Annotated in this window: 21 protein-coding genes and 2 tRNA genes; 18 read left to right on the top strand and 5 right to left on the bottom strand. The window is 61.7% G+C overall.

What is annotated here, in order from left to right; translation table 11 throughout:
- Window positions 1–168: 168 nt before the first annotated feature.
- The 6 genes from RTQ46_RS23150 (at window position 169) to RTQ46_RS23125 (ending at window position 7,338) form a co-directional block, all read left to right on the top strand.
- The gene (locus RTQ46_RS23150) at window positions 169–1,080 is read left to right on the top strand and encodes a patatin-like phospholipase family protein (RefSeq protein WP_312439944.1); all 912 of its coding nucleotides are present in this window, start codon (window positions 169–171) and stop codon (window positions 1,078–1,080) included.
- Window positions 1,081–1,150: 70 nt separating this feature from the next.
- Window positions 1,151–1,558 carry a heme-binding protein gene (locus RTQ46_RS23145; protein WP_312439943.1) on the top strand — a complete coding sequence of 136 codons (408 nt, stop codon included), beginning with the start codon at window positions 1,151–1,153 and terminating at the stop codon, window positions 1,556–1,558.
- A gap of 296 nt (window positions 1,559–1,854) precedes the next feature.
- Complete coding sequence (gene carA, locus RTQ46_RS23140; protein ID WP_312439942.1) at window positions 1,855–3,033, top strand: glutamine-hydrolyzing carbamoyl-phosphate synthase small subunit; 1,179 nt, start codon at window positions 1,855–1,857, stop codon at window positions 3,031–3,033.
- Window positions 3,026–6,262, top strand: a complete 3,237-nt coding sequence (carB, locus tag RTQ46_RS23135) for a carbamoyl-phosphate synthase large subunit (protein WP_312439941.1) — start codon at window positions 3,026–3,028, stop codon at window positions 6,260–6,262. Before carA ends, carB begins: the two co-directional genes overlap by 8 nt.
- A gap of 156 nt (window positions 6,263–6,418) precedes the next feature.
- The gene (gene greA / locus RTQ46_RS23130) at window positions 6,419–6,895 is read left to right on the top strand and encodes a transcription elongation factor GreA (protein ID WP_312439940.1); all 477 of its coding nucleotides are present in this window, start codon (window positions 6,419–6,421) and stop codon (window positions 6,893–6,895) included.
- Window positions 6,895–7,338, top strand: coding sequence for a DUF4149 domain-containing protein (locus RTQ46_RS23125; protein ID WP_312439939.1), 444 nt, complete (start codon window positions 6,895–6,897; stop codon window positions 7,336–7,338). The genes greA and RTQ46_RS23125 overlap by 1 nt, the downstream gene beginning before the upstream one ends.
- Window positions 7,339–7,491: 153 nt before the next feature.
- On the opposite strand, the gene RTQ46_RS23120 is transcribed toward RTQ46_RS23125, so the two are convergent.
- Entirely contained in the window at window positions 7,492–7,962 is a 471-nt protein-coding gene (locus tag RTQ46_RS23120) for a YhbY family RNA-binding protein (RefSeq protein ID WP_308920200.1), read from the bottom strand.
- Between the two features lie 42 nt (window positions 7,963–8,004).
- On the opposite strand from RTQ46_RS23120, the gene RTQ46_RS23115 reads away from it, so the two are divergent.
- From RTQ46_RS23115 to RTQ46_RS23090, 6 genes are all read left to right on the top strand, one after another.
- Window positions 8,005–8,688, top strand: a complete 684-nt coding sequence (locus tag RTQ46_RS23115) for an RlmE family RNA methyltransferase (protein WP_312439938.1) — start codon at window positions 8,005–8,007, stop codon at window positions 8,686–8,688.
- 200 nt (window positions 8,689–8,888) lie between these two features.
- Window positions 8,889–10,769, top strand: coding sequence for an ATP-dependent zinc metalloprotease FtsH (gene ftsH / locus RTQ46_RS23110; protein ID WP_312439937.1), 1,881 nt, complete (start codon window positions 8,889–8,891; stop codon window positions 10,767–10,769).
- Between the two features lie 103 nt (window positions 10,770–10,872).
- Window positions 10,873–11,718, top strand: coding sequence for a dihydropteroate synthase (gene folP / locus RTQ46_RS23105; protein WP_312439936.1), 846 nt, complete (start codon window positions 10,873–10,875; stop codon window positions 11,716–11,718).
- Between the two features lie 39 nt (window positions 11,719–11,757).
- The gene (glmM, locus tag RTQ46_RS23100; protein ID WP_312439935.1) at window positions 11,758–13,095 is read left to right on the top strand and encodes a phosphoglucosamine mutase; all 1,338 of its coding nucleotides are present in this window, start codon (window positions 11,758–11,760) and stop codon (window positions 13,093–13,095) included.
- Between the two features lie 92 nt (window positions 13,096–13,187).
- Window positions 13,188–13,264, top strand: a tRNA-Pro gene (locus tag RTQ46_RS23095).
- Between the two features lie 97 nt (window positions 13,265–13,361).
- Window positions 13,362–13,436, top strand: a tRNA-Arg gene (locus tag RTQ46_RS23090).
- Between the two features lie 46 nt (window positions 13,437–13,482).
- Here the strand turns inward: RTQ46_RS23090 and RTQ46_RS23085 are convergent.
- On the bottom strand, window positions 13,483–14,064 hold the full coding sequence (locus tag RTQ46_RS23085) for a GbsR/MarR family transcriptional regulator (protein ID WP_312439934.1): 582 nt from the start codon (window positions 14,062–14,064) through the stop codon (window positions 13,483–13,485).
- Between the two features lie 146 nt (window positions 14,065–14,210).
- Here RTQ46_RS23085 and cydD point away from each other — a divergent pair, with 146 nt between their 5' ends.
- Genes cydD through cydX form a run of 5 tightly spaced genes read left to right on the top strand, consistent with a single transcriptional unit; the run spans window position 14,211 to window position 20,521 of the window.
- Entirely contained in the window at window positions 14,211–15,884 is a 1,674-nt protein-coding gene (gene cydD, locus RTQ46_RS23080; RefSeq protein WP_312439933.1) for a thiol reductant ABC exporter subunit CydD, read from the top strand.
- The gene (locus tag RTQ46_RS23075; protein ID WP_409518366.1) at window positions 15,881–17,569 is read left to right on the top strand and encodes an amino acid ABC transporter ATP-binding/permease protein; all 1,689 of its coding nucleotides are present in this window, start codon (window positions 15,881–15,883) and stop codon (window positions 17,567–17,569) included. Before cydD ends, RTQ46_RS23075 begins: the two co-directional genes overlap by 4 nt.
- 50 nt (window positions 17,570–17,619) lie before the next feature.
- The gene (locus RTQ46_RS23070) at window positions 17,620–19,194 is read left to right on the top strand and encodes a cytochrome ubiquinol oxidase subunit I (protein WP_312439932.1); all 1,575 of its coding nucleotides are present in this window, start codon (window positions 17,620–17,622) and stop codon (window positions 19,192–19,194) included.
- A gap of 11 nt (window positions 19,195–19,205) precedes the next feature.
- Window positions 19,206–20,360, top strand: coding sequence for a cytochrome d ubiquinol oxidase subunit II (gene cydB, locus RTQ46_RS23065; protein WP_312439930.1), 1,155 nt, complete (start codon window positions 19,206–19,208; stop codon window positions 20,358–20,360).
- Window positions 20,361–20,389: 29 nt separating this feature from the next.
- A complete protein-coding gene (gene cydX, locus RTQ46_RS23060) occupies window positions 20,390–20,521 on the top strand; it encodes a cytochrome bd-I oxidase subunit CydX (protein ID WP_312439929.1) in 132 nt (43 codons plus the stop codon).
- Window positions 20,522–20,538: 17 nt separating this feature from the next.
- On the opposite strand, the gene RTQ46_RS23055 is transcribed toward cydX, so the two are convergent.
- Entirely contained in the window at window positions 20,539–20,751 is a 213-nt protein-coding gene (locus tag RTQ46_RS23055) for a hypothetical protein (RefSeq protein ID WP_312439928.1), read from the bottom strand.
- A gap of 129 nt (window positions 20,752–20,880) precedes the next feature.
- Here RTQ46_RS23055 and RTQ46_RS23050 point away from each other — a divergent pair, with 129 nt between their 5' ends.
- A complete protein-coding gene (locus tag RTQ46_RS23050; protein ID WP_312439927.1) occupies window positions 20,881–21,597 on the top strand; it encodes a hypothetical protein in 717 nt (238 codons plus the stop codon).
- Window positions 21,598–21,794: 197 nt separating this feature from the next.
- Here the strand turns inward: RTQ46_RS23050 and RTQ46_RS23045 are convergent, their stop codons facing one another.
- A complete protein-coding gene (locus RTQ46_RS23045; RefSeq protein ID WP_312439926.1) occupies window positions 21,795–23,600 on the bottom strand; it encodes a carbohydrate binding domain-containing protein in 1,806 nt (601 codons plus the stop codon).
- A 285-nt stretch (window positions 23,601–23,885) separates the two neighbouring features.
- Entirely contained in the window at window positions 23,886–24,452 is a 567-nt protein-coding gene (locus tag RTQ46_RS23040; protein WP_312439925.1) for a methylated-DNA--[protein]-cysteine S-methyltransferase, read from the bottom strand.
- Between the last annotated feature and the right edge of the window lie 29 nt (window positions 24,453–24,481).

The raw sequence follows: 24,481 nt of genomic DNA, 5'->3' as shown, positions 1-24,481 counted from the left end.
GCCGTGCAACGGCCGCGGATCGAGAAACATGCGTGGCAAATTCTGGCAGCGGCAACGCTAACGATATGCCTTCTTTTAAGCATCGCTTCAGCGCCCCCGGGCTTGCTTGCGCTACAATCGGCGCTTCCCTTTGTGTCACTGCCGCGCGCGGCTCCCTACTAGTCCACTATGCTCCCTAAACGCCTGACCCTGCTTGCCCTGGCCGCCTTTGTCCTGGCTGGCTGCGAAACGCCCGCCCCGAAACCCGTACAAGTGCTGACGCCGCCAGAGCCGGTGGCCGTCACGCCGCGCAAGATCAGGATCGGCCTGGCGCTCGGCGGCGGCGCGGCGCGCGGCTTTGCCCATATCGGCGTGATCAAGGCGCTCGAATCGCAGGGCATCAATGCCGATATCGTCACCGGCACCAGCGCCGGCAGCGTGGTCGGTGCCTTGTATGCGGCGGGCAACTCCGGCTTTGCCTTGCAAAAGATGGCGTTTGACATGGACGAGGCGGCCATTTCCGACTGGGCGCTGCCGCTGTTCGGCAAGTCGTCCGGCGTGCTGAAAGGCGAGGCGCTGCAGACCTATGTCAACAAGGCGGTCGGCGGCGTGCCGCTGGAAAAACTCAAGATCCCGTTCGGCGTGGTGGCCACCGACCTGAAAAACGGCCAGCCTATCCTGTTCCAGCGTGGTAATACCGGCATGGCCGTGCGCGCCTCGTCGTCCGTGCCCGGCGTCTTCCAGCCGGTGGTCATCGGTGGCCATACCTATGTCGATGGCGGCCTGGTCGCACCGGTACCCGTGCGCTTTGCGCGCGACATGGGCGCCGATTTCATTATCGCCGTCAATATCTCGTCGCAGACCGATACCCAGAAAGCCATCAGCTCGATGGAGGTCATCATGCAGACGTTTGCCATCATGGGCCAGCGCATCAACCAGTTCGAGCTCAAGGATGCGGACGTGGTGATCCAGCCCAGCCTGGGCACCATGAAAGGCAACGATTTTGCAAGCCGCAACCAGGCCATCCTGGCGGGCGAGCAGGCGGCGTTTGCCGTGATGGCGCAGCTCAAGCAGAAACTCAAGGCCAGGCGCGAGCAGTAAATACGCCGGTGTGACGCCTGTTTCAGCTACAATTTTGAATCACCGAATGACCATATATCAAGGAAACATCATGCAATCGAAACCGGTACTGAGCCTGGAAGACATCAAAAAAATCGCCGCCGCCGCGGAAGCGGAAGCGATCAAGCATAACTGGGCAGTGACGATCGCCATCGTCGACGACGGCGGCCATCTGCTGTGGCTGCAGCGCATGGACGGCGTGGCGCCGATCTCGTCGCATATCGCGCCGGCCAAGGCCAAAACGGCCGCGCTGGGCCGCCGCGAGTCGCGCATCTATGAAGAAATGATCAATGGCGGCCGCGTATCGTTCCTGAGCGCGCCGGAAATCGACGGCCTGCTCGAAGGCGGCGTACCCATCATTTATGAAGGCCATCATGTGGGCGCCGTCGGCGTGTCGGGCGTGAAGTCGAATGAGGATGCACAGATCGCCAAGGCCGGGATCGCCGCCCTGTCCGCATAAGTAGTCGCCGATATTGCCCGACAAGCCGCCCTGCGCATGCCGGGCGGCTTTTTTCATGGCGGCGGCATTTTATGATGCCGTGGAAAAATTTTGCCGCAGATTCCGAATTTTCGTCCTTGTGGAAAAGCTGCCTTTTGGTTATAATTCAAAGGTTTAGCCAATCACACACATACCGTAGCGACTACCCATCTCATCATTCAAAATGACCGTTGACACACCCTGAGCGCACGCGACTCGGGTAGATAGGCGGTCGGTCTGACGTGGCGCAGCTACGGTAACTTTCTCAGGAGTTGCCCTTGCCGCCATTTTTTTCTGGCCCTGCCGTTCCAGCCATATTAGCGCTTGCTGATGGAACGATCTTCAAAGGATTTTCGATCGGTGCCGCCGGTCATACCACGGGCGAGGTTGTTTTCAATACCTCGATGACCGGGTACCAGGAAATCCTTACCGACCCCAGCTATAGCCGCCAGATGGTCACCCTGACCTATCCGCATATCGGCAATACGGGCGTCAATCCGGAAGACGTCGAATCTTCCAAGGTTCATGCTTCCGGCCTCATCATTCGCGATCTGCCTTTGCTGGCATCCAATTTCCGTTCCACCCTTTCCCTGTCCGATTACCTCAAAGCTGAAAATATCGTTGCCATCGCCGGCATCGATACGCGCAAGCTCACGCGCATCCTGCGTGAAAAAGGTGCGCAGGGCGGCGCCATCCTGGTCGGCACGCAAGGCAATGAACCGTCTGCCGCGCAGGCGCTGGACCTGGCCCGTTCCTTCCCCGGCCTGGCCGGCATGGACCTGGCGAAAGTCGTATCGGTGAAAACCGCCTACGAATACCGCGAAACGGAATGGACGCTGGGCGAGGGCTACGGCCAGCTGGCCGACGCCGACGCGAAATACCACGTGGTCGCCTTCGACTATGGCGTCAAGCGCAACATCCTGCGCATGCTGACGGCGCGCGGCTGCAAGGTCACCGTGCTGCCGGCGCAGGCCACCGCCGCCGATGCCCTGGCGCTCAATCCGGACGGCATCTTTTTGTCGAACGGCCCCGGCGACCCGGAGCCATGCGATTACGCCATTGCCGCCACCAAGGAGCTGATCGAGAAGGGCATCCCGACCTTCGGCATCTGCCTGGGCCACCAGATCATGGCCCTGGCTTCCGGCGCGAAAACGCTGAAGATGAAGTTTGGCCACCACGGCGCCAACCACCCGGTGCAGGACCTGGAAACCAGACAGGTCCTGATCACCTCGCAAAACCACGGTTTCGCAGTCGACGCAGCCACCTTGCCTGCCAACTGCCGCGTGACCCATGAATCGCTGTTCGACGGCTCCCTGCAGGGCTTTGCCCGCACGGACAAGCCGGCCTTCTGCTTCCAGGGCCACCCTGAAGCGTCGCCGGGCCCGATGGATGTTGCTTACCTGTTTGACCGCTTCATCGGTTTGATGGATGCGGAGGAGAAAAAGAAAAATGCCTAAACGTTTAGATATCAAAAGTATTCTGATTATTGGCGCCGGCCCGATCGTGATCGGCCAGGCCTGCGAGTTCGACTATTCCGGCGCGCAAGCGTGCAAGGCCCTGCGCGAAGAGGGCTACAAAGTGATCCTGGTCAACAGCAATCCTGCGACCATCATGACCGACCCGGAAATGGCCGACGTCACCTACATCGAACCGATCACCTGGTCGGTAGTCGAGCGTATCATCGCCAAGGAGCGTCCTGACGCGATCCTGCCGACGATGGGCGGCCAGACCGCGCTGAACTGCGCGCTGGACCTGTTCAACAACGGCGTGCTGGCCAAATACAACGTCGAGCTGATCGGCGCCTCGCCGGAAGCGATCGACAAGGCCGAAGACCGTTCGAAGTTCAAGGACGCGATGACCAAGATCGGCCTCGGTTCGGCCCGTTCCGGCGTGGCGCACTCGATGGAAGAGTCGTGGGCCGTGCAGCGCACGCTGGGTTTCCCGACCATTATCCGTCCATCGTTCACCATGGGCGGCAGTGGCGGCGGCATCGCCTACAACGAAGAAGAATTCGAAACCATCTGCAAGCGCGGCCTGGAAGCGTCGCCGACCAAGGAATTGCTGATCGAAGAATCCTTGCTGGGCTGGAAAGAGTACGAGATGGAAGTGGTGCGCGACAAGGCGGACAACTGCATCATCATCTGCTCGATCGAAAACCTGGACCCGATGGGCGTGCACACGGGCGACTCGATCACGGTCGCGCCGGCGCAGACGCTGACGGACAAGGAGTACCAGATCATGCGCAATGCGTCGCTGGCAGTGCTGCGCGAGATCGGCGTCGACACCGGCGGCTCGAACGTGCAGTTCTCGATCAATCCGGTCGATGGCCGCATGATCGTCATCGAAATGAACCCGCGCGTGTCGCGTTCGTCGGCACTGGCGTCGAAGGCCACCGGCTTCCCGATCGCGAAAATCGCCGCCAAGCTGGCAGTCGGTTTCACCTTGGACGAGCTGCGCAATGAAATCACGGGCGGCGCCACGCCGGCCTCGTTCGAACCGTCGATCGATTACGTCGTCACCAAGATCCCGCGTTTCACGTTCGAGAAATTCCCGACCGCCGATCATCACCTGACGACGCAGATGAAATCGGTCGGCGAAGTGATGGCGATCGGCCGCACGTTCCAGGAATCGTTCCAGAAAGCCCTGCGCGGCCTGGAAGTGGGCGTCGACGGCATGAACGAAAAAACCAAGGACCGCGAAAAGATCGAAGAGGAACTGGGCGAGCCGGGACCGGAGCGCATCTGGTACGTGGGCGACGCGTTCGCGCAAGGTTTCACGCTGGAAGAAGTGCACAATCTCACCAAGATCGACCCATGGTTCCTGATCCAGATCAAGGAAATCGTCGACCTGGAACTGTGGCTGGATACGCAGAAGCTGGAAGGCCTGGATAAAACCACGCTGTACAAGCTGAAGCAAAAAGGCTTCTCGGACCGCCGCCTGGGCTTCCTGCTGCAGACCACCGATACGGCCGTGCGCCAGCAGCGCCATGCGCTGGGTATCCGTCCCGTCTACAAACGCGTCGACACCTGCGCGGCCGAGTTCTCGACCGACACGGCGTACATGTACTCGACCTATGACGAAGAGTGCGAATCGAATCCGACCGACAAGAAAAAGATCATGGTGCTGGGCGGTGGCCCGAACCGTATCGGCCAGGGTATCGAATTCGACTATTGCTGCGTCCATGCCGCGCTGGCCATGCGCGAAGACGGCTACGAGACCATCATGGTCAACTGCAACCCGGAAACCGTGTCGACCGACTACGATACCTCGGACCGCCTGTACTTTGAGTCCCTGACGCTGGAAGACGTGCTGGAAATCGTCGCCATCGAAAAACCGGTCGGCGTGATCGTGCAGTACGGCGGCCAGACGCCATTGAAACTGGCGCTGGACCTGGAAGCGAACGGCGTGCCGATCATCGGCACTTCGCCCGACATGATCGATGCGGCCGAAGACCGCGAGCGTTTCCAGCAGCTGCTGCACAAGCTGGAACTGCGCCAGCCGCCCAACCGCACCGCCCGCACCGAAGCCGACGCCCTGGCGCTGGCGCAGGAAATCGGCTATCCGCTGGTGGTGCGTCCTTCCTACGTGCTGGGCGGGCGTGCGATGGAAATCGTCCACGAGCAGCGCGACCTCGAGCGCTATATGCGCGAAGCGGTCAAGGTCTCGCACGATTCGCCGGTGCTGCTGGACCGCTTCCTGAATGACGCCATCGAATGCGATGTCGATTGCATCTCGGACGGCGAAACCACCTTTATCGGTGGCGTGATGGAACACATCGAACAGGCTGGCGTGCACTCGGGCGATTCGGCCTGCTCGCTGCCACCGTACTCGCTGGCGCCGGATACCATCGCCGAATTGAAGCGCCAGACGGCGCTGATGGCCAAGGGCCTGAACGTGGTCGGCCTGATGAACGTGCAGTTCGCGATCCAGAAACAGGAAATCGAAGGCGAACTGAAAGACGTGGTCTACGTGCTGGAAGTCAATCCGCGCGCCTCGCGCACCGTGCCTTTCGTCTCGAAAGCCACTGGCCTGCAGCTGGCGAAAATTGCCGCCCGCTGCATGGTCGGCCAGACCCTGGCGTCGCAGGGCGTGACGCAGGAAGTGGTGCCGCCTTACTTCAGCGTCAAGGAAGCCGTGTTCCCGTTCGTCAAGTTCCCTGGCGTGGACACCATCCTGGGGCCGGAAATGAAGTCGACCGGCGAAGTGATGGGCGTGGGCGAGACCTTCGGCGAAGCGTTCGTCAAGTCGCAGCTGGGGGCCGGCGTCAACCTGCCGAAGACCGGCAAGGTCTTCATCAGCGTGAAGTCGTCGGACAAGCCGCGCGCCGTGCAAGTGGCGCGCGACCTGGTCGAATCCGGCTTTACCGTGGTTGCCACCAAGGGCACGGCTGCCGTCATCGCCGCCGCCGGCATTGCCGTCACCCCGGTGAACAAGGTGATCGAAGGCCGTCCGCACGTGGTCGACATGATCAAGAACCACGAGATCGTGCTGGTGATTAACACCGTCGAAGAAAAACGCAGCGCCATCGTCGATTCGCGGGCCATCCGCACCTCGGCCCTGGCCTCGCGCGTGACGACCTACACCACCATCGCCGGCGCGGAAGCGGCGGTCGAAGGCATCCGCCACCTCGACGAGTTGCGCGTGTACGATCTGCAGGGCCTGCACAAGACCCTGAACCAGGCGTAATTGCCAAGCTATTTGCAGTGACTGCCGTTAGGCGGTACACTGCATGCTTATCAACCACAGAGTTCCGTGCAGAGCAGCGCGCGGCCTCTGTGGTTTTCACTTGGTGGCGTCGTTTGCACGACCTGACACTGATAACTAGCAGATAGTAGAGATAACATGACCTCAGTCCCATTGACCAAATTCGGCGCAGAACTCCTGAAAGAGGAGCTGCATCATTTGAAGACCAAGGAACGCCGCATCGTCATCGATGCGATCGCCGAAGCGCGCTCGCACGGCGACCTGTCGGAAAACGCCGAATACGACGCGGCCAAGGAACGCCAGGCGTTCGTCGAAGGCCGTATCGCCGAACTCGAAGGCAAGCTGGGCGCCGCCCAGATCATCGACCCGACCGCGCTGGACGCGGAAGGCCGCGTGGTGTTTGCCTCGACCGTGAACCTGGAAGACCTGGAATCGGGCCAGAAAGTGACGTACCAGATTGTCGGCCTCGACGAAGCCGACCTGAAGCTCAATAAAGTTTCCGTGACCTCGCCGATTGCCCGCGCGCTGATCGGCAAGTATGCCGGCGACGTGGTTGAAGTGCAGGCGCCGTCCGGCCCGCGCGAATACGAAATCCTGGAAGTGCTGTACATCTGATGCTCGCGCGCATCCGCATCCTGGTTGCCACGCTGTGGGCCGGCAGCCTGTGGACCATCGGTTTTGTCGTTGCGCCCACGCTGTTCGGCACCCTGAGCGACCGCGTGCTGGCAGGCAATATCGCCGGCAGCATGTTCCGCGCCGAGGCCTGGCTGTCGATCGCCTGCGCGCTGATCCTGCTGGCCTTGCTGCAGTGGGCGCCCGGCGCGCTGGAGCCCAAGCGCCGCCGCCTGCTGGGCGCGCTGGTCTTGTCGATGCTGGTATGCGCGCTGGTCAGCCATTTTGGCATCACGCCGTTGATGAGCGAACTCAAGGCGCAGGCGCCGTCGGGCATCATGGACGACGCCCTGCGCAGCCGCTTCGGCATGCTGCATGGCGTATCGACGCTGGTGTTTGCGGTGCAGAGCCTGCTGGCGGGCGTGCTGATCTGGAAGCAGCAGTAATTGTTTTAACCCGAAAAGCAAAAAATCCGGGGTCAGACCCTGAGGGTCTGACCCCAGCCCTTGCCTTTGGGGTGGAAATAAAAAAAGCGGAGCGATGGAAAAGTCCATGCTCCGCTTCCTGTTTCAACCGCCTGGCGGCGGCTGAGGTCGGGCTTACTTGCTGCCCAGTGCGCTTTTCTTGGCGCTCTTCTGGCGCGGCTTGGCACGCTTGATCGAACCGCCTTCGGTGACGCGCTCATTGCCTTTGATCATGACTTTCGTCACGCTCGGGCGCTTGGTGCCACTGGCGCTGGCTTTGACGATGGTCACTTCGCGCATGCCCTTGCCGGAGCTGATCTTCTCCTTCACCACTTCTTTTTTCGGACGGTAGATTACCAGCAGTTTGCCTATGTGTTGTACCGGGGCGGCGCCGAGATTGCCGCAAATCGTCTCGTACATTCCGACGCGGGCTTCACGGTCGTCGCCGAACACGCGTACTTTGATCAGGCCGTGTGAATCCAGGCCGAGGTCGATCTCTTTGAGGACAGCAGGTGTCAAGCCCGCTTCGCCGATAATGACGATAGGCTTCAGCGCGTGTGCTTCGGCGCGCAGTGCGCTGCGCTCAACGGGTGTAAGTTTTAGCATAATAATTTTTAGTAATTCCCTTAAAAGCAGTATTCTACGCGAATGGCAAAGAAGAAATTAAACAAAAACTGGTTGCACGACCACATTAATGACCCATATGTGAAGTTGGCGCAAAAAGAGGGCTACCGCGCCCGGGCCGCATACAAGCTCAAGGAAATCGATGAAGACGAAAAACTGATCAAGCCTGGCCAGGTAATCGTCGACCTCGGTTGCACCCCTGGCAGCTGGGCGCAATACACGCGCCGCAAGCTGGCCGGCAAGGATGGCGGCGGCGTCAATGGTACGCTGATTGGCCTCGACATGCTGGAAATGGAGCCGATTGCGGACTTCCACTTCATCCAGGGCGATTTCCGCGAAGCGCGCGTGCTGCGCCAGCTGGAGGTGGTGTTGCAAGGGCGCAAAGTCGACCTGGTGCTGTCGGACATGGCGCCGAATCTGTCGGGCATTGCCACGGCCGACGCCGCGCGCATGGAACACCTGATCGACCTGGCCATCGAATTTTCGCAGCTGCACCTGAAACCATCGGGCGTCTTGCTGGTCAAGTGTTTCAAGGACATGGGCTTCAGCCAGATCGTCGAGAAATTCCGCGACGAGTTCAAGGTGGTGGTGCAGAAGAAACCGAAGGCCAGCCGCGACAAGTCATCGGAAATCTTCCTGATGGGCCGCGGTATCAAGAATCCGATGAAAAATGCCGTTGAAGAAGACGATTCCACTCTTGATATTTAAGGTGGAATCCGCACATGGGAACGAGGAGTGCGGTAGCGATGATGGCTTGCAAGGCTAAATTGTTTATACTGCACTTCTTGACGTAGGCGCAGGTATTTGGCGCACACGGATCGGCGGGCTTTGGCACGGCCCGCTTATTGCGAGTAAAATCGTGTTTCTAGCTATAGCAAAAAGATGCGCACTGCATCCAAGGAGTCTTCGTGAATAACATGTTTTCCAAATCTGCCATCTGGGTAGTCGTCTTGCTGCTGCTGTTCATGCTGTTCAAGCAGTTCGATAGCCATGGCGCCACGGGCGGCAGCAAGGCCATCGCTTATTCCGATTTGCTGGATGAGGTCAAAGCCAAGCGCGTCAAGGACGTCGTGATCGAAGGTTCGTCGATCACCGCCAAGCTCAGTGACGATACCAAGGTGCGTACCACCGCCACCAGTCTCGACAAGGGCCTGATCGGCGACCTGCGCGACAACGGCGTGCACTTCGACGTGCGCCCACCTGAGGAACCATCGTTCCTGCAATCGATTTTTGTCTCCTGGTTCCCGATGCTGTTGCTGATCGGCGTCTGGGTCTTCTTCATGCGCCAGATGCAGGGCGGCGGCAAGGGCGGGGCATTCTCGTTCGGCAAGTCGAAAGCCCGCATGATGGATGAAGCAAGCAACACCGTTACCTTCGCCGACGTCGCCGGTTGCGACGAAGCGAAAGAAGAAGTCAACGAAGTGGTCGACTTCCTCAAGGATCCGAGCAAGTTCCAGAAACTGGGCGGCCGCATTCCACGCGGCGTGCTGATGGTCGGCCCTCCAGGCACGGGTAAAACCCTACTGGCGCGTGCGATCGCCGGCGAAGCCAAGGTGCCATTCTTCTCGATCTCGGGTTCCGACTTCGTGGAAATGTTTGTCGGTGTCGGCGCCAGCCGTGTGCGCGACATGTTCGAGAACGCCAAGAAACACTCGCCTTGCATCATCTTCATCGACGAGATCGACGCGGTCGGCCGTCACCGTGGCGCCGGGACCGGCGGCGGCAATGACGAGCGCGAACAGACGCTGAACCAGCTGCTGGTCGAGATGGACGGTTTTGAAGCGAACTCCGGCGTGATCGTCGTGGCCGCCACCAACCGTGCCGACGTGCTCGACAAAGCGCTGCTGCGCCCGGGCCGTTTCGACCGCCAGGTGTCGGTGGGCCTGCCGGACATCCGCGGCCGTGAACAGATCCTGAACGTGCACATGCGCAAAGTGCCGATCGGCACCGACGTCAAGGCCGACATCCTGGCACGCGGCACGCCTGGTTTTTCGGGCGCCGACCTGGCCAACCTGGTCAACGAAGCTGCCCTGTTCGCCGCGCGCCGCAGCAAGCGCCTGGTGGAAATGTCGGACTTCGAAGATGCAAAAGACAAGATTTACATGGGTCCCGAGCGTAAATCGATGATCATCCGCGAGGAAGAGCGCCGCAATACGGCTTACCATGAGTCCGGTCACGCAGTCGTTGCCAAGCTGCTGCCGAAAGCCGACCCGGTGCACAAGGTCACCATCATGCCGCGTGGCTGGGCCCTGGGCCTGACCTGGCAGTTGCCGGAACATGACAATCTGTCGGCCTACAAGGACAAGATGCTGGAAGAAATTTCCATCCTGTTTGGCGGCCGTATTGCGGAAGAAATTTTCGTCGGCCAGATGTCGACCGGCGCGTCGAACGACTTCTCGCGCGCCACCAAGCTGGCCCGCTCGATGGTCACCCGCTTCGGCATGTCCGACAGCATGGGCGTGATGGTCTACGAAGACAGCGAAAACGAAGGTTTCTTCGGCGGCGCCACCAAGACGATCTCGGAAGCGACCCAGCAAAAGGTCGATGCCGAAATCCGCAGCATCCTCGACACGCAATATGCACTGTCGCGCAAGCTGCTGGAAAGCAACCGCGACAAGGTCGAAATGATGACCAAGGCCCTGCTGGAATGGGAAACCATCGATGCCGAGCAGATCAACGACATCATGGCCGGCCTGGAGCCGCGTCCACCGAAAGTCATTCCGCCACGCCGCAATGCGGGCGACAGCGGCGCCGGCGGCATCTCGCCCAACGTGACGGCGCCAGCCTGATCGTGACAGCCGTCCTGGCGACGGCACACGATACAAAGGGTAAGGAGAAATCCTTGCCCTTTTTTATTACAGCTTCCTGCTCTCTTCGATTACACAGATGGACATGCGACACTATTTACAATTCGGCCGCTTCGGCTTCCAGCTGCAGGCAGCCGAACAAGGCAGGCAAGCCCTGGTCATGGGCATCCTCAATATCACGCCAGACTCGTTTTCCGATGCGGGCAAGTTCCAGCACCTGGAGTTTGCCCTGTCGCGCGCCGAGCAGATGATACTTGATGGCGCCGACATCCTCGATATCGGCGGCGAATCGAGCCGGCCGGGCGCACCGCCGGTGCCGCTGGCGGACGAATTGCGGCGCGTGATGCCGGTGCTGTATGCGCTGCGCGACTGCGGCAAGCCCTTGTCCGTCGACACGTACAAGCCGCAGGTGATGCGCGAAGCCATCCTGGCCGGCGCCGACATGATCAACGATATCAATGGCTTTCGCGCGCCGGGCGCCATCGAGGCTGTGAAAGACAGCGATTGCGCGCTGTGCATCATGCACATGCAAAGCGTACCGGAGACCATGCAGGACCAGCCGCAGTACGAGGACGTGGTGCGTGAAGTTATCGATTTCCTGCGCGAGCGCGTCGATGCCATGCTGGCCGCCGGTGTCGAGCGCGAGCGCCTGTGCATCGATCCCGGCTTTGGCTTCGGCAAGTCGGTGGAACAGAATTATGCGCTGCTGCGCGCCACCGGGCGGTTGCGCAGCGAGCTGGGCTTGCCCGTGCTGGCCGGCCTGTCGCGCAAGTCGATGTTGGGCGCCGTTACCGGCCGCCCGGTCGAGCAGCGGCTGGCAGGCAGCCTGGGCGGCGCATTGGCTGCGGTAGCGCAAGGCGCGGAGATTGTACGTGTGCATGATGTTGCAGAGACCGTCGACGCGCTGGCGGTCTGGCGCATGGCCCATTGACCCTGTAAGATTCATTATAAACAACAAAAAGAGAAATATATGACACGTAAGTATTTTGGTACCGATGGCATCCGGGGCCTGGTGGGCACGGCGCCGATCACACCCGATTTTGTAATGCGCCTGGGCTATGCGGCCGGCAAAGTGCTGGCCAAGTCGCAAAGCAGCAAGGTGCGCCCGACAGTGCTGATCGGCAAGGACACGCGTATTTCCGGCTATATGCTGGAAGCGGCGCTCGAAGCTGGTCTGGCGGCGGCTGGCGTGGACGTGATGCTGGCAGGCCCGGTGCCGACCCCGGCGATTGCCTACCTGACGCGCGCGCTGCGCCTGACAGCCGGCGTGGTGATCTCGGCTTCGCACAATCCCTACCATGACAACGGCATCAAGTTTTTCTCGGCGCAAGGCACCAAATTGCCCGACAGCCTGGAGCAGGAAATCGAGCAGGCGCTCGACGAGCCAATGGACTGCGTACCGTCCGAAAAGCTGGGCCGCGCCAAGCGGCTCGATGACGCTTCCGGCCGCTATATCGAATTTTGCAAGAGTACTTTTCCGAACGAACTCGATTTGCATGGCCTGAAGATCGTCGTCGATTGCGCGCATGGCGCGGCCTACCATATCGCACCGCATGTGTTCCATGAGCTCGGTGCCGAGGTGATTGCCATCGGTAACAAGCCGGACGGCTTCAATATCAACGCCGGCTTTGGCGCCACCGCCACCCAGGCCATGGCCGCCGCCGTGGTCGAGCATGGCGCCGACCTCGGCATCGCGCTCGACGGCGACGCCGACCGCCTGATCATGTGCGACGCCGCCGGCCGCCTGTATAACGGCGACGAACTGCTGTACGTGATGGTCAAGGACCGCCTGGCGACCGGCCCCGTGGCTGGCGCCGTCGGCACCCTGATGACCAATATGGCGCTGGAAGTGTTGCTGAAAGAAAAAGGTATCGGCTTTGCACGCGCCAAGGTGGGCGACCGCTATGTGCTGGAAGTGATGAAGGAAAAGGGCTGGATACTGGGCGGCGAGGGGTCGGGCCACCTGCTGTGCCTGGACAAGCACACGACCGGCGACGGCATCGTGTCCGCGCTGCAGGTGCTGTCGGCACTCAAGCGCAGCGGCCAGAGCCTGCAGCAGTGTTTGGCCGAACTGGTGCTGTTTCCGCAAACGCTGATCAATGTGCGCGTGGCGCCGGGCACCGACTGGAAGCAGAATGCGGCCATGGTGGACGAAACGGCCACGGTCGAAGCGGAACTGGGCGATACGGGCCGCGTACTGATCCGCGCATCCGGCACGGAACCATTGATACGCGTGATGGTCGAAGCGAAAGACAAGGACAAGGCGGAAAGCATGGCCAGGCGCATTGCCGACAAGCTGGCGGCCTAATTTTGGCGCACAGGGCCTGGCCGATAGTTATTTCCATCTATTTTGCCTCTGGCAATTGACGAAATTGTTGCCAGGCCTTATTATCTTGTCTTCGGAGTGTGGCGCAGCCCGGTAGCGCACCTGGTTTGGGACCAGGGGGTCCAAGGTTCGAATCCTTGTACTCCGACCAAAGTCATAAGCGGGCTGTCAGAAATGACAGCCCGTTTTCTATTGTGGGGCAGGGATATTTCATCGCTGTCCTGCATCAGTTAAAATACTGCACCTTTCCGCCCATCGTTCAACGGATAGGACAACGGTCTTCTAAACCGTGAATGGGGGTTCGATTCCCTCTGGGCGGACCAGCGATTGCTGGCCCTCGACGCGATGCTTCCATCGGCATCGGCTCCCTTATTCTTCCTGTTCTTTCTTGTTCCCTGCGCCAAACAGGCGATCCTTGGCGTTCAACAATTTCTGCACTTTTGCACCCATCTTCATCAGTTGCGCCATCGATTCGGGCGACAGCCGCTGCAGGTCGTCGAACCAGGTATTGGCCAGGTCGACCAGCTCATACATTTCCCGCATGCGCTCCTGCGCATACTTGTCGCCCGGCTCGTTGGCCGGCGCCAGCAGCGATTCGCGCAGTACCGTCAGGGTCGGCGCCACTTCGCGCCGGCGGCGTTCGGCCGCCACCACGCGAAAGATCTGCCACACATCGCCCAGCGATGAAAAATATTCGCGCCGGTCACCCGGAATGCGGGTCAGCCGGATCAGGCCCCAGCCTTGCAGTTCCTTCAGGCCGATGCTGACGTTCGAGCGTGAAAAGCTCAGGTGCTCGGCGATTTCATCGGCATGCAGCGGCTGCTCGGACACGAACAGCAGGGCGTAGACCTGTCCGACTGTGCGGTTGAAGCCCCAGCGGCTGCCCATTTCGCCGAAGTGGCTGACAAAAGTCAGGATCAGCGGCGTCATTTCAATATTTTGAGTTTTCATAATTAACTGGAATTTTTGTGTTCTGTGGAAGTTTCGCACCCAATTTTGGCTGGGTCAATTGATATCTGTCACGTTTCGCAGTATTATACAAAAAATCGAATTTACAGAAATATCTGAAAACTCAAGAAATACGAATCGATCCAGCCATGTCTTCCGTGCCACTATCCCTGCCGCATTTTGTCCTTCCCCGTTTTGCCAGCCTGGTGCAGGGAGGCGCAGCGCTGTTGTGGTTGCCGCAGGCGGCACTGCTGGCCTGGACGCTGCAAGCGATGAGCAACGGCGCCGGCTGGCGCGCTGCCTTGCTGCCTGCCCTGGGTGTGCTGCTGCTGGGCGTGTTGCGCGCCGGTAGCGAAGCGTGGGGTGCGCGCAGCGTGTATGCGGCAGCGCGGACCCACCTGTCCGTGCTGCGCGCGCAGGTGGCGCTGTCGCTGGCGCAGCGTTCGCCGCTGGACCGCCAGCGCGCCCAGTCGGGCCAGGCCGCCAGCGTGATCGCCGAGCAGGCTGAAGCCATCGTGCCCTATCTGGTGCGCTTCCAGCCCACGCGCTGGAAAGTGCTGCTGCTGCCTTTGGCGATCCTGGCCACCATTGCCCCGTTGTCGTGGCTTGTCGCCGTCATCCTGCTGGTGGCGGCCCCCCTGATTCCCGTCTTTATGGCGCTGGTCGGCATGGGCGCGCAGGCGGCCAGCCGCGCGCAGATGGTGGAAATGGGCAGCATGAACGCGTTCCTGCTCGATCGCCTGCGCGGCCTGGCTACCTTGCGCGCGCTGGGCGCAGTCGACGCCACGGCAGAGCGGCTGGAGGACTCGGCGCAATCGGTACGCCGCCGTACCATGGCGGTACTGCGCATCGCCTTTCTGTCGTCGGCCGTGCTGGAACTGTTCTCGGCGCTGGGCGTGGCGATGGTGGCCGCGTATATCGGCTTTTCGCTGTTGGGCACTTTCAATTTCGGCAGCTGGGGCAGCAGGCTGACTCTGGGGCAGGGCATGTTCATCCTGCTGCTGGCGCCGGCGTTTTTCGAGCCGTTGCGCGAGCTGGCCGCCGTCTGGCACGACAAGGCGGCCGGCGAGGCGGGCCTGGCCGGGATGGTTGAGCTGGCCGAGGGCGGCGTGGCCTTGCCGGGCAGCGGCAAGCCGGTTGTTGCCGCACCGGCGAGCCACGCCGCGCCGCCTGCCGTGCAACTGCAGCAGCTGGGCTACGCCCATCCCGGCGAAGCGCCATTGTTTGACGGCTTCGAGCTGCACCTGCGTGCCGGCGAACATATTGCCCTGCTGGGCGCCAGCGGCACCGGCAAATCGACCCTGCTGTCGCTGATCGCCGGCCTGCTGCCGGCGGACAGCGGCACAATCCGCATCGGCGGCGTGCCCCTCAACGACGACACGGCAAACATGCTGCGCCAGCGCATGGCCTGGATGGGGCAGCGTCCGCATGTGTTTGCCGCCTCCGTCGGCCGGAACGTGACGCTGGGCCGCGCCGCTGCCGATCCTGCCCGCGTGAACGCCGCGCTGCGGCTGGCCGATCTGGCGTCGGTGGCGCAGGCGCAGCCCACCGTCATGCTCGGCGATGGCGGCCTGGGCCTGTCCGGCGGCGAAGCCGTGCGCCTGGCGCTGGCGCGCGCGGCGATCCATCCGCATGCCGGCCTGCTGCTGGTCGACGAGCCGACCGCGCACCTGGACAGCGAAACGGCGGCGCGCGTCACCGATGCGCTGCTGATGCTGGCCAGGGGCAAGACCATGATCGTCGCCACGCACGACCCCGTGCTGGCCAGCCGGTTGCACCGCAGCGTGCTGGTGTCATCGCATTCACAGGAACTGCAGGCATGAAAACCTCATCGAGATCGACCCTCCTGCCGCGTGGTTTGTTACGCGAGCTGCTGCTGGCCCATCCCGGCAAAATGCTGCTGGGCGCCGCGCTGTCGGCCCTGACGGTGGTGGCCGGCATGGCCTTGCTGGGCCTGTCCGGCTGGTTTGTCACGGCCACCTCGATCGCCGGTCTCAGTGCCACCGCCGCGCTGATGTTCGACGTGTTCGGCCCGTCGGCCGGCATCCGGCTGCTGGCCATCGGCCGCACCGGTTCGCGCTATGCGGAGAGGCTGGTCACGCACGACGCCACGTTCGCCGCGCTGGCGGCGATCCGCGTGCGGCTGTTTCGCAACTGGTCGATGCCTGCCGCCGGCAACCGCCTGCTGCGCCAGCCGGCCAAACTGCTGTTTCGCCTGACGGCCGATATCGATGCGCTGGAGTCCTTGTACCTGCGCCTGCTGGTGCCGGTGGCAAGCGCCGTCTGCGCCGCCGTGCTGGCCGGCCTGGCGCTCGCGTTGCTCGATATGGGCCTGGGTGCCGCATTTGCCGCCTGGCTGCTGGCCAGCGGCGGCGCCATCACCTGGTACGTCACGCAGCAGGCGCGCGGCCATGCCGTCAGGCGCTCGCGGGCCATCGAACAACTGCGTTCGGGCGCCATCGACCTGGTGGCCGGCCAGACCGACCTGGTGATGGCAGGACGCCTCGATGCGCAATGCCGGGCGCTGGCCGCCATCGACCGCTCGCTGGCCGCCACCGATATCGCCCTGCAGCGTCTCGATGCCCATGCTGGCGCCGCCTATGGCATCGTCGGCAGCATCAGCTTGGCCGGCGTGCTGCTGGCGGTGGCTGCGCTGGCCGAGGGCGGCCGGATCGGCGTGCCGGCGGCGGCGCTGGCGGTGCTGGTGGCCTTGACCGCCATGGAACCGTTTGCCGCATTGCGCCGCGGCGCGCTGGAAGCGGGGCGCATGCTGCTGGCGCTGCGCCGGCTCAGTCCACGCGGCGAACAGCCACAGGCAGCCGTGGCGGCCAGCGTGGATGGTGTGAGCGTCGACGATGTCAGCGCTGCGCATGCCGGCAGCAGCAATCCCATCCTGCATGGCGTGTCGCTGACGGTAGCACCGGGCGAGCGCGTGGCGATTATCGGCCATAGCGGCGCCGGCAAATCGACCTTGCTGGCGCTGGCCGCGGGTGAGATCGCACCGTTGATCGGCACCATCAGCGCGCCGCGCGCCTGCCTGTTTACCCAGCGCACCGAACTGTTCCAGGACAGCCTGCGCGACAACCTGCGCCTGGCCGACCCGGCTGCCGGCGACGCGCGCCTGTGGAATGCGCTGGCCGCGGCCGGCCTGGAGCAGGAAGTGCATGCGCTGGCGCAGGGCCTCGATACGCCGCTGGGCGAGGGCGGCCTGGGCTTATCCGGCGGACAGCTGCGCCGCCTGGCGCTGGCGCGGCTATTCCTGCATCACTCCACGCTGTGGCTGCTGGACGAAGCCACCGAAGCACTGAATGCCGATGTTGCCGGCGATGTGCTGCGGCGGCTGAGCGAGCGCAGCACAGGGCGCACCGTGCTGATCGCCACCCATCTGCGCCGCGAAGCACAGCTGGCGGACCGGCTGGTCACGCTGCGCCATGGCCGCATCGTCGGCGATGCGCGGCGCGGCACGCTGGAGTTTGAGCAGGCGCTGCGCAGTTTGCGGGCCGACTGACAGTTTTTGTAGCACCGCTGTATTCATTTAGGGAACAAACAGGAACAACCATGGACCTCGATATTGTTGCATTATCAAGACTGCAATTTGCGCTGACGGCGCTGTACCACTTTATTTTCATTCCACTGACCATCGGTTTGTCGGTGATGCTCGGCATCATGGAAACCGTGTATGTGATGACGGGCCGCAGCATCTGGCGCGACATGACCAAGTTCTGGGGTGTGCTGTTCGGCATCAACTTCGCCATGGGCGTGGCGACCGGCATCGTGATGGAATTCCAGTTCGGCATGAACTGGAGCTACTACAGCCATTACGTGGGCGACATCTTCGGCGCGCCGCTGGCGATCGAAGGCCTGATGGCCTTCTTCCTGGAGGCGACCTTTGTCGGCATCTTCTTCTTTGGCTGGGATAAATTGTCGAAGCGGGCCCACCTGGCCACCACCTGGCTGGTCGCCATCGGCTCGAATTTTTCGGCGCTGTGGATCCTGATCGCCAACGGCTGGATGCAGAACCCGGTCGGCGCCGCCTTCAATCCGCAGACCATGCGCATGGAAGTGACGGACTTTGGCGCCGTGCTGAGCAATCCGGTGGCGCAGGCCAAGTTCGTGCACACGGTGTCGGCCGGCTACACGGTGGCCGCCATCTTCGTGCTGGGCGTCGCCGCCTGGTACCTGCTCAAGGGCCGCCATGTGCAGCTGGCCAAGCGCTCGATGACGGTGGCCGCCGCTTTCGGCCTGGCGGCGTCCTTGTCGGTGGTGGTGCTCGGCGACGAAAGCGGCTACCTGTCGTCGGAACATCAAAAGATGAAGCTGGCCGCGATCGAAGCGATGTGGGAAACGGAACCGGCGCCGGCCGCCTTTACCGCCATCGGCTTTCCCGACCAGGCCGCGCGCGAGACGCATTACGCGCTGCATATTCCAATGGTGATGGGGCTGATCGGCACGCGTTCCCTCAATACCGAGATTCCCGGCATCGCGCAGCTGGTCGAACGGGGCGAACTGCTGATACGCGACGGTATCAAGGCGTATGACGCGCTGCAGACCATCCGCGCCGTGCCGCCCGGCGGCGTGGTGCCCGAAGAAGCGCAAGCCGTGTTTGAATCGAAAGGCAAGTCGCTCGGCTATGCACTGCTGCTCAAACGCTATGTCGATGATCCGCGCCTGGCCACGCCGGAGCAGATCGCGAAAGCGGCGCAGGATACCGTGCCGTCCGTGGCGCCCCTGTTCTGGTCGTTCCGCGTGATGGTGGGCCTGGGCATGTTCTTTATCTTGTTGACCGCCACCTTCTTTATCCTGTCCGTGCGCCGCACGCTGGACGCACACCGCTGGCTGCTGAAGGTGGCCGTGTTCGCCATCCCGCTGCCGTGGGTGGCGGCTGAAGCAGGCTGGATCGTGGCCGAAGTGGGCCGCCAGCCGTGGGTGATCGAGGGAGTATTGCCGACCGCCGTGGCGGTGTCGAACCTGGGGGTGACGACGCTCTTGATCACCATCGCCGGCTTTGCCGCCATCTATACGGTGCTGCTGGTGATCGAAATGAAACTGATGCTCAAGATGATACGCAAGGGACCGCAGCAACACGCGCCTGCCGCATTGCCTGTGCCGCCTGCCATCGTCCAACCTGCCTGAGGAGCAATATCGTGATTTTGCATGAACTGATTTCGTATGAAACCCTGCGCCTGATCTGGTGGCTGCTGATCGGCGTGCTGCTGATCGGCTTTGCCGTCACCGACGGCTTTGATTTGGGCACCGGCATCCTGCTGCCGTTTGCCGGCAAGACGGACCTGGAACGGCGCGTCATCATCAACAGCATCGGCCCCGTCTGGGAGGGCAACCAGGTGTGGCTGATCCTGGGCGGCGGCGCCATCTTTGCCGCCTGGCCGCAGCTGTACGCCGTATCGTTCTCGGGCTTTTACCTGGCCATGTTCGTGATCCTGGTGGCGCTGATATTGCGGCCCGTCGCGTTCAAGTTCCGCAGCAAGCGCGACGACCCGCGCTGGCGCGCGCGCTGGGATCGTGCGCTGTTTATCGGCGGCTTCGTGCCGGCGCTGATTTTTGGCGTGGCGATGGGCAATGTGCTGCAAGGCGTGCCGTTCCGCTTCTCCGACGACATGCATATCTTTTACGAAGGCAGCTTTTTCGGCCTGCTGAACCCGTTTGCACTGCTGGCCGGCCTGGTCTCGGTGGCGATGCTGGTGATGCATGGCGCGACCTGGCTGCAGGTGAAGACCGACGGTGCGGTCGCCGAACGTGCGCGTGCTTTTGGCAGCGTGGCGGCGGTCGCCACCGTGGCGCTGTATGCGCTGGCCGGCGTGGCCCTGTGGCAGTGGGTCGATGGCTACCGCATTACCAGCGCCATCAGCGTGGCCGGCCCGTCGAACCCGATGTTCAAGACGGCCGAAGTGGCGGCCGGCGCCTGGTTCGCCAACTACGCGGCCCATCCGTGGACCTGGGCCGCGCCCGTGCTGGGCCTGGCCGCGCCGCTGCTGGCATTCGTGTGCCTGCGCCTGCGCCGCGCCGTGCCGGCCCTGCTGGCCAGCGCGCTGGGCATTGCCGCCATTATCCTCAGCGTGGGCGCGTCCATGTTCCCGTTTATCCTGCCGTCGTCGCTGGCTGCGCGCGCCAGCCTGACGGTATGGGATTCCTCGTCCAGCCACATGACGCTGTTCATCATGCTGGTGGCCACCACCATTTTCATTCCGATTATCGTGGCCTACACGAGCTGGGTTTATAAGGTGTTGTGGGGCAAGGTCGACGGCCAGGCCATCGAAGACGGCTCCGGCCACGCGTATTAAAGCGTTGTTACTTTTAAAAGGAAATCATCATGTGGTATTTCGCCTGGATACTGGGCCTTCCGCTGGCGGCGATGTTCGCCGTGCTCAACGCAATGTGGTACGAGATGGTCGACGGCGATACGACGCCCGAGAAATATCTCGGCAAACCGGATCTGCCATAGGCGAGCGGGGCGGTGCATTACAGCAAAATGAATTCGCCCCGTATGCGCAGCTTCATGCCGCGCGGCGCATCGGCGCCTGCCGCCACCGCCCAGGCCGTCACCCATTGCGCGCAGCGCAGCCGCGCCTGCGGATTGTCATGCTGGCGCAGCCGCTCGAATGCCTGGTCCATGCGCTGGGCCAGGTACAGGGATTGTTCCAATGCATTGGCTTTTTTGCTGAAGTGGGGCATGGCGACTTCCTCCATCGCTGAATGGTTGCTTGGCTGATACTGTGTATACGCAGCCGGGGCCGCTTTGGATGCAGCGCAGTGCCACCCGGGTGCTACACTGCGCACCATTTATTGCATTGGGATCGCACCATGACCACTTCCTTGCCCTATCGCGCCACCGCCGACGAGGCCTGCGCCTGGCTGGCCAGCCAGACCGGCACGCCCTGGACCCTGGCGCGCCTGCTCGACGAAGGCGGCCAGCCGTATGTGTGGCTCGATTATTCCGACGATTGGGCCGAACTGTTCCACGACGGCGTGACGCGCTATGCGGCGCCGGTGGTGTTTATCGAAGACAAGCAATACCTGGCGTCCGGCAGCGATGACGTATGGCTGCGCTTGACGCGCGACTCCGGCAACCTGGCCATCGCCCTGAAGGAACCGGGCCTGCGCGCCAGCCGGGACGGCCTGCATTTCCAGGAGCGCGACCTGCTGAAACTGGTCAAGGAACTGCTGAACCCCAGGCCGGCCGAGCCGCAAGCGCCGCCGGTGATGGAAAGCCAGCTCATGAAAGGCCTGGAGCGCAGCGAGATCGTGCAGGCGTTTGCCGGCGTGGGCGGTGGCAAGCTGAACCTGGAGCAGGGCATGCTGAAGGGCGAGGGCGTGTTTGGCGACGATGGCGCGCGCGTGCGCAAGAATTCGCGCGGCGGCAAGAACAATTACCTGTGGAATCCCGTCACGCTGGCGTTCGGGCTGCACGATGTGCACCGCGTGCCGATGCCGCACCTGAAAAAGGCATTTGCCACCCAGCCGCTGCTGCGGTCCTGGAAGGCGGCGTGGCTGGAATCGCTGGCGCTGCTGGGCGAATAATTGGGGAAATAGCTAGAACAGGCTGCCCTGGACCAGGCCGACAGCCCTGGCGCGGCGCGTGGCCAATCCTGTTTTTGCCGCGTCCGGCGCTCACGGCGGATGGCCGTGCATTTATCTCGTCAATGGCCACTGCCAGAGCGGGCGCCAGCCTGTGTAATGTGGCAGGATGGCGCCCGGTGCCTGGCCGTGCTGATGACCTACTGCGGCCAGCGCTGTGGATAGTGCTGCTTGATATAGTCCGCCACAGCCTTGACATCGCTATAGCCGTTATTGCCATTCCAGGTAGTGTACATGAAGCCGTTGACGCCGCTTACGCCATTGGCCTGCGCTTGTGTCAGCGCCTGCATCCACGATGCGATGTTGCCCAGAGTATGATCGTCATAATATCCGGCAATCATCTGCTTCTGCCCCAGACTATGGAAGAATTCCAACGAGGCTTTGCGCTTGGCCGTATTCTCATCCGTCCAGTTGACAATTACCGTGGCCGGCTTGAGTCCTGCCCATGAATTGCTCAGGTCACCATTGACCGCCCAATATTTGGGGACGGCATTCATTTTCGGATCGAACATATCGTTCCAGACATACAGCTCCAGATTCGGATACGCCTGCAGCAGCGTTTCCTGGTGTTTTTTGATCATGTCGGCAAGGTATTTTCCTGCTGTGATATTTGCGGCACAGGCGGGATCCCAATTCAGGACACGATTTTCATCATAGTGCAAAAAGAATTTTGATGGCCCTGCGAGCAGCGCATGGATATGGTCGTAATATTGTTTTTGAATATCAAAGAATTTCTGATAGCAGGCGCTTGCCGGCGTGCCCCACATGGCTGTCATGTTTTGTGCGGACTGATAGGCCGAAACCTTGAGTATTTGTCCTTCGCCTATCGTGCTTACCTGCGGCAGCGTCAGCGATTCAGATCCCACGATATAGTCCTTCGGCTGGCCGTTGGAATCGAATTCCTGATAGGTAATCGAGCCGTCTTCGGACTTGACTGAAACAGGCAGGCTGCGCGGAGTGCGGCGTATGGTATGGGCCAAGCCGATTTCCCGAATATCGAGGTCGTCGATCCACACCTCGCCGTTGGGACCCGCAGGCATGCTCCAGGTGCCCAAATACAGACGCAAGCCGACATTATTGCCCGTATTGAAGTCCAGATTGTAATGGGTCCAGTCCTGAGTAGCGGCCAGGGTATTGCCATCCGCATTCCAGGCGCCATTGGGAGCGGTGCCCCAACCCAGGCGCGCGCTGGCGTTCAAGTACATGGGGCGGCCCGCATCATCCGTCATTTGCAGTCTGAACGGGAAGTTGTAATTTGATGAGCGTACCCAGAAAGACAGCCGATAGGCGGAATGGGCGCGCAGGTCGGATAATTTCCGATGCAACCGGGCGGTCGCCACGGTTGTTCCGGTGCCCTTCGTGAACTTGACGCTGCGCTGGCCCGTATGGGCGACCGTAGTGTCGTAGATGACATTGCCCGAGGCGTTTTCAAACAGATCCCAGGCGGTATCATTGTTTTCAAATCCACCATCGGTGATAAAAGAAGCGCCCACCGGCCTGGCTTGATTGCCCTGCACGATAAACGGAGTATCACTCACCGGCAAGGCCTCGATCAGATCTGGCGCCGCGCGTTGAGGCACTTCCGGGCCACCACCCACCGGTATGAGTTCCATGCCATTGTCGGCCGCTGCCTGTACCAGCAGCGCGAAATTCGCATGGTAATTCGATGGCGTGGTAGGGTCGAGCATGGCGGTATAAGCACCGCTGCCGCCGGCATTATATGCAATGCCGTTGTAACCCTCGGCCTTGGCAACATGTATCAGTTCAATCAGTTTGTTGAAAGTGGCATCCGTAGTGGCGAACGATGCGGTGATATTGCCGCCAAAATAAATCCACCGCTTTTCAAAGCAGTTCGTGCACGCTGGCGTCGTGTCGCCGGCGGCAGATACGGGTAGTGAAAAAACAGACAGCAGTGCCAGCGTTATTCCAGTTATTTTCTTTTTCATTGCAACTCCTGTTTAATTTTTCATAATATCAAAAAAATATGATAAAAACTTACACTGAAGTAAAATGAATTAAATTATGATGAAAATATCCAGATCCGGTGCGCGAATGGCGCACCTGTTGTCTTTTCTACTGGCAGGACATCAGCGGCAAAACCAGATTCAATTTGCCAGGAGCAGCACTCTGGTGCGCAAACTCGGATTCACAGTGCCCGGCGCGCCCCGTAAGCTTGTAAGGCGGCGCGGCCGGAGTCGCTGGCGCTGCTGGGCGAATAATTGGGGAAATAGCTAGAACAGTCTGCCCTGGGCCAGGCCGACAGCCCTGGCGCGGCGCCTGGCCAATCCTGTTTTTGCCGCATCCCGCTCGCTCGACAGCGTAATGCCCTCCAGCGCCAGCAGGGTCTGCTTGGCTTCCAGGCCTCCCGCAAAGCCCGTCAGCGCCCCGTTGGCGCCGATCACGCGGTGGCAGGGAGCGATAATCGACACGGGATTTTTGCCATTGGCCGCGCCCACGGCCCGTACGGCTGCCGGCCGGCCGATCTGGCGCGCGATCTCGCCATAGCTGCGCGTCTGGCCGAACGGTATCGTCAGCAGCGCCTGCCAGACTTCTTTCTGGAAAGTGGTACCGGCAAAATCGAGCGGCACGTCGAACTGCCGGCGCGTGCCGGCAAAATATTCCTGCAATTGATGCTGCGTCAGCAGCAGCACCGGGTGGGCCAGGTCCTCGCGCAACTGGCCCAGGCGTACCCGCGTGGGCTGGTCGTGCTGCCACAGGATGGCCGCCAGCGCGGCGCCGCGCGCCACCAGCGTCAGCTCGCCGACGGGCGAGGGCATTATCTTGTACACACAGTCCATTGCCTATCCTTGCGAGCGCGAACAGGTTC

Origin of the sequence: Janthinobacterium sp. (genome assembly GCF_031995485.1) — a bacterium.
Classification (GTDB): domain Bacteria; phylum Pseudomonadota; class Gammaproteobacteria; order Burkholderiales; family Burkholderiaceae_D; genus Janthinobacterium.
Note: the sequence above shows the minus strand (reverse complement) of the source record. Positions and strands in the feature narration are given on the sequence as shown.

Bases quoted from the DNA above. Each gene is read 5' to 3' on its own strand.
- glmM (WP_312439935.1), top strand. From the start codon at position 11,758: ATGACACGTAAGTATTTTGGTACCGATGGCATCCGGGGCCTGGTGGGC.
- folP (WP_312439936.1), top strand. From the start codon at position 10,873: ATGCGACACTATTTACAATTCGGCCGCTTCGGCTTCCAGCTGCAGGCA.
- RTQ46_RS23145 (WP_312439943.1), top strand. From the start codon at position 1,151: ATGCAATCGAAACCGGTACTGAGCCTGGAAGACATCAAAAAAATCGCC.
- RTQ46_RS23075 (WP_409518366.1), top strand. From the start codon at position 15,881: ATGAAAACCTCATCGAGATCGACCCTCCTGCCGCGTGGTTTGTTACGC.
- RTQ46_RS23150 (WP_312439944.1), top strand. From the start codon at position 169: ATGCTCCCTAAACGCCTGACCCTGCTTGCCCTGGCCGCCTTTGTCCTG.
- RTQ46_RS23120 (WP_308920200.1), bottom strand. From the start codon at position 7,962: ATGCTAAAACTTACACCCGTTGAGCGCAGCGCACTGCGCGCCGAAGCA.
- cydD (WP_312439933.1), top strand. From the start codon at position 14,211: ATGTCTTCCGTGCCACTATCCCTGCCGCATTTTGTCCTTCCCCGTTTT.
- RTQ46_RS23085 (WP_312439934.1), bottom strand. From the start codon at position 14,064: ATGAAAACTCAAAATATTGAAATGACGCCGCTGATCCTGACTTTTGTC.
- RTQ46_RS23070 (WP_312439932.1), top strand. From the start codon at position 17,620: ATGGACCTCGATATTGTTGCATTATCAAGACTGCAATTTGCGCTGACG.
- carB (WP_312439941.1), top strand. From the start codon at position 3,026: ATGCCTAAACGTTTAGATATCAAAAGTATTCTGATTATTGGCGCCGGC.
- cydX (WP_312439929.1), top strand. From the start codon at position 20,390: ATGTGGTATTTCGCCTGGATACTGGGCCTTCCGCTGGCGGCGATGTTC.
- RTQ46_RS23125 (WP_312439939.1), top strand. From the start codon at position 6,895: ATGCTCGCGCGCATCCGCATCCTGGTTGCCACGCTGTGGGCCGGCAGC.
- RTQ46_RS23050 (WP_312439927.1), top strand. From the start codon at position 20,881: ATGACCACTTCCTTGCCCTATCGCGCCACCGCCGACGAGGCCTGCGCC.
- greA (WP_312439940.1), top strand. From the start codon at position 6,419: ATGACCTCAGTCCCATTGACCAAATTCGGCGCAGAACTCCTGAAAGAG.
- RTQ46_RS23045 (WP_312439926.1), bottom strand. From the start codon at position 23,600: ATGAAAAAGAAAATAACTGGAATAACGCTGGCACTGCTGTCTGTTTTT.
- RTQ46_RS23055 (WP_312439928.1), bottom strand. From the start codon at position 20,751: ATGCCCCACTTCAGCAAAAAAGCCAATGCATTGGAACAATCCCTGTAC.
- RTQ46_RS23115 (WP_312439938.1), top strand. From the start codon at position 8,005: ATGGCAAAGAAGAAATTAAACAAAAACTGGTTGCACGACCACATTAAT.
- RTQ46_RS23040 (WP_312439925.1), bottom strand. From the start codon at position 24,452: ATGGACTGTGTGTACAAGATAATGCCCTCGCCCGTCGGCGAGCTGACG.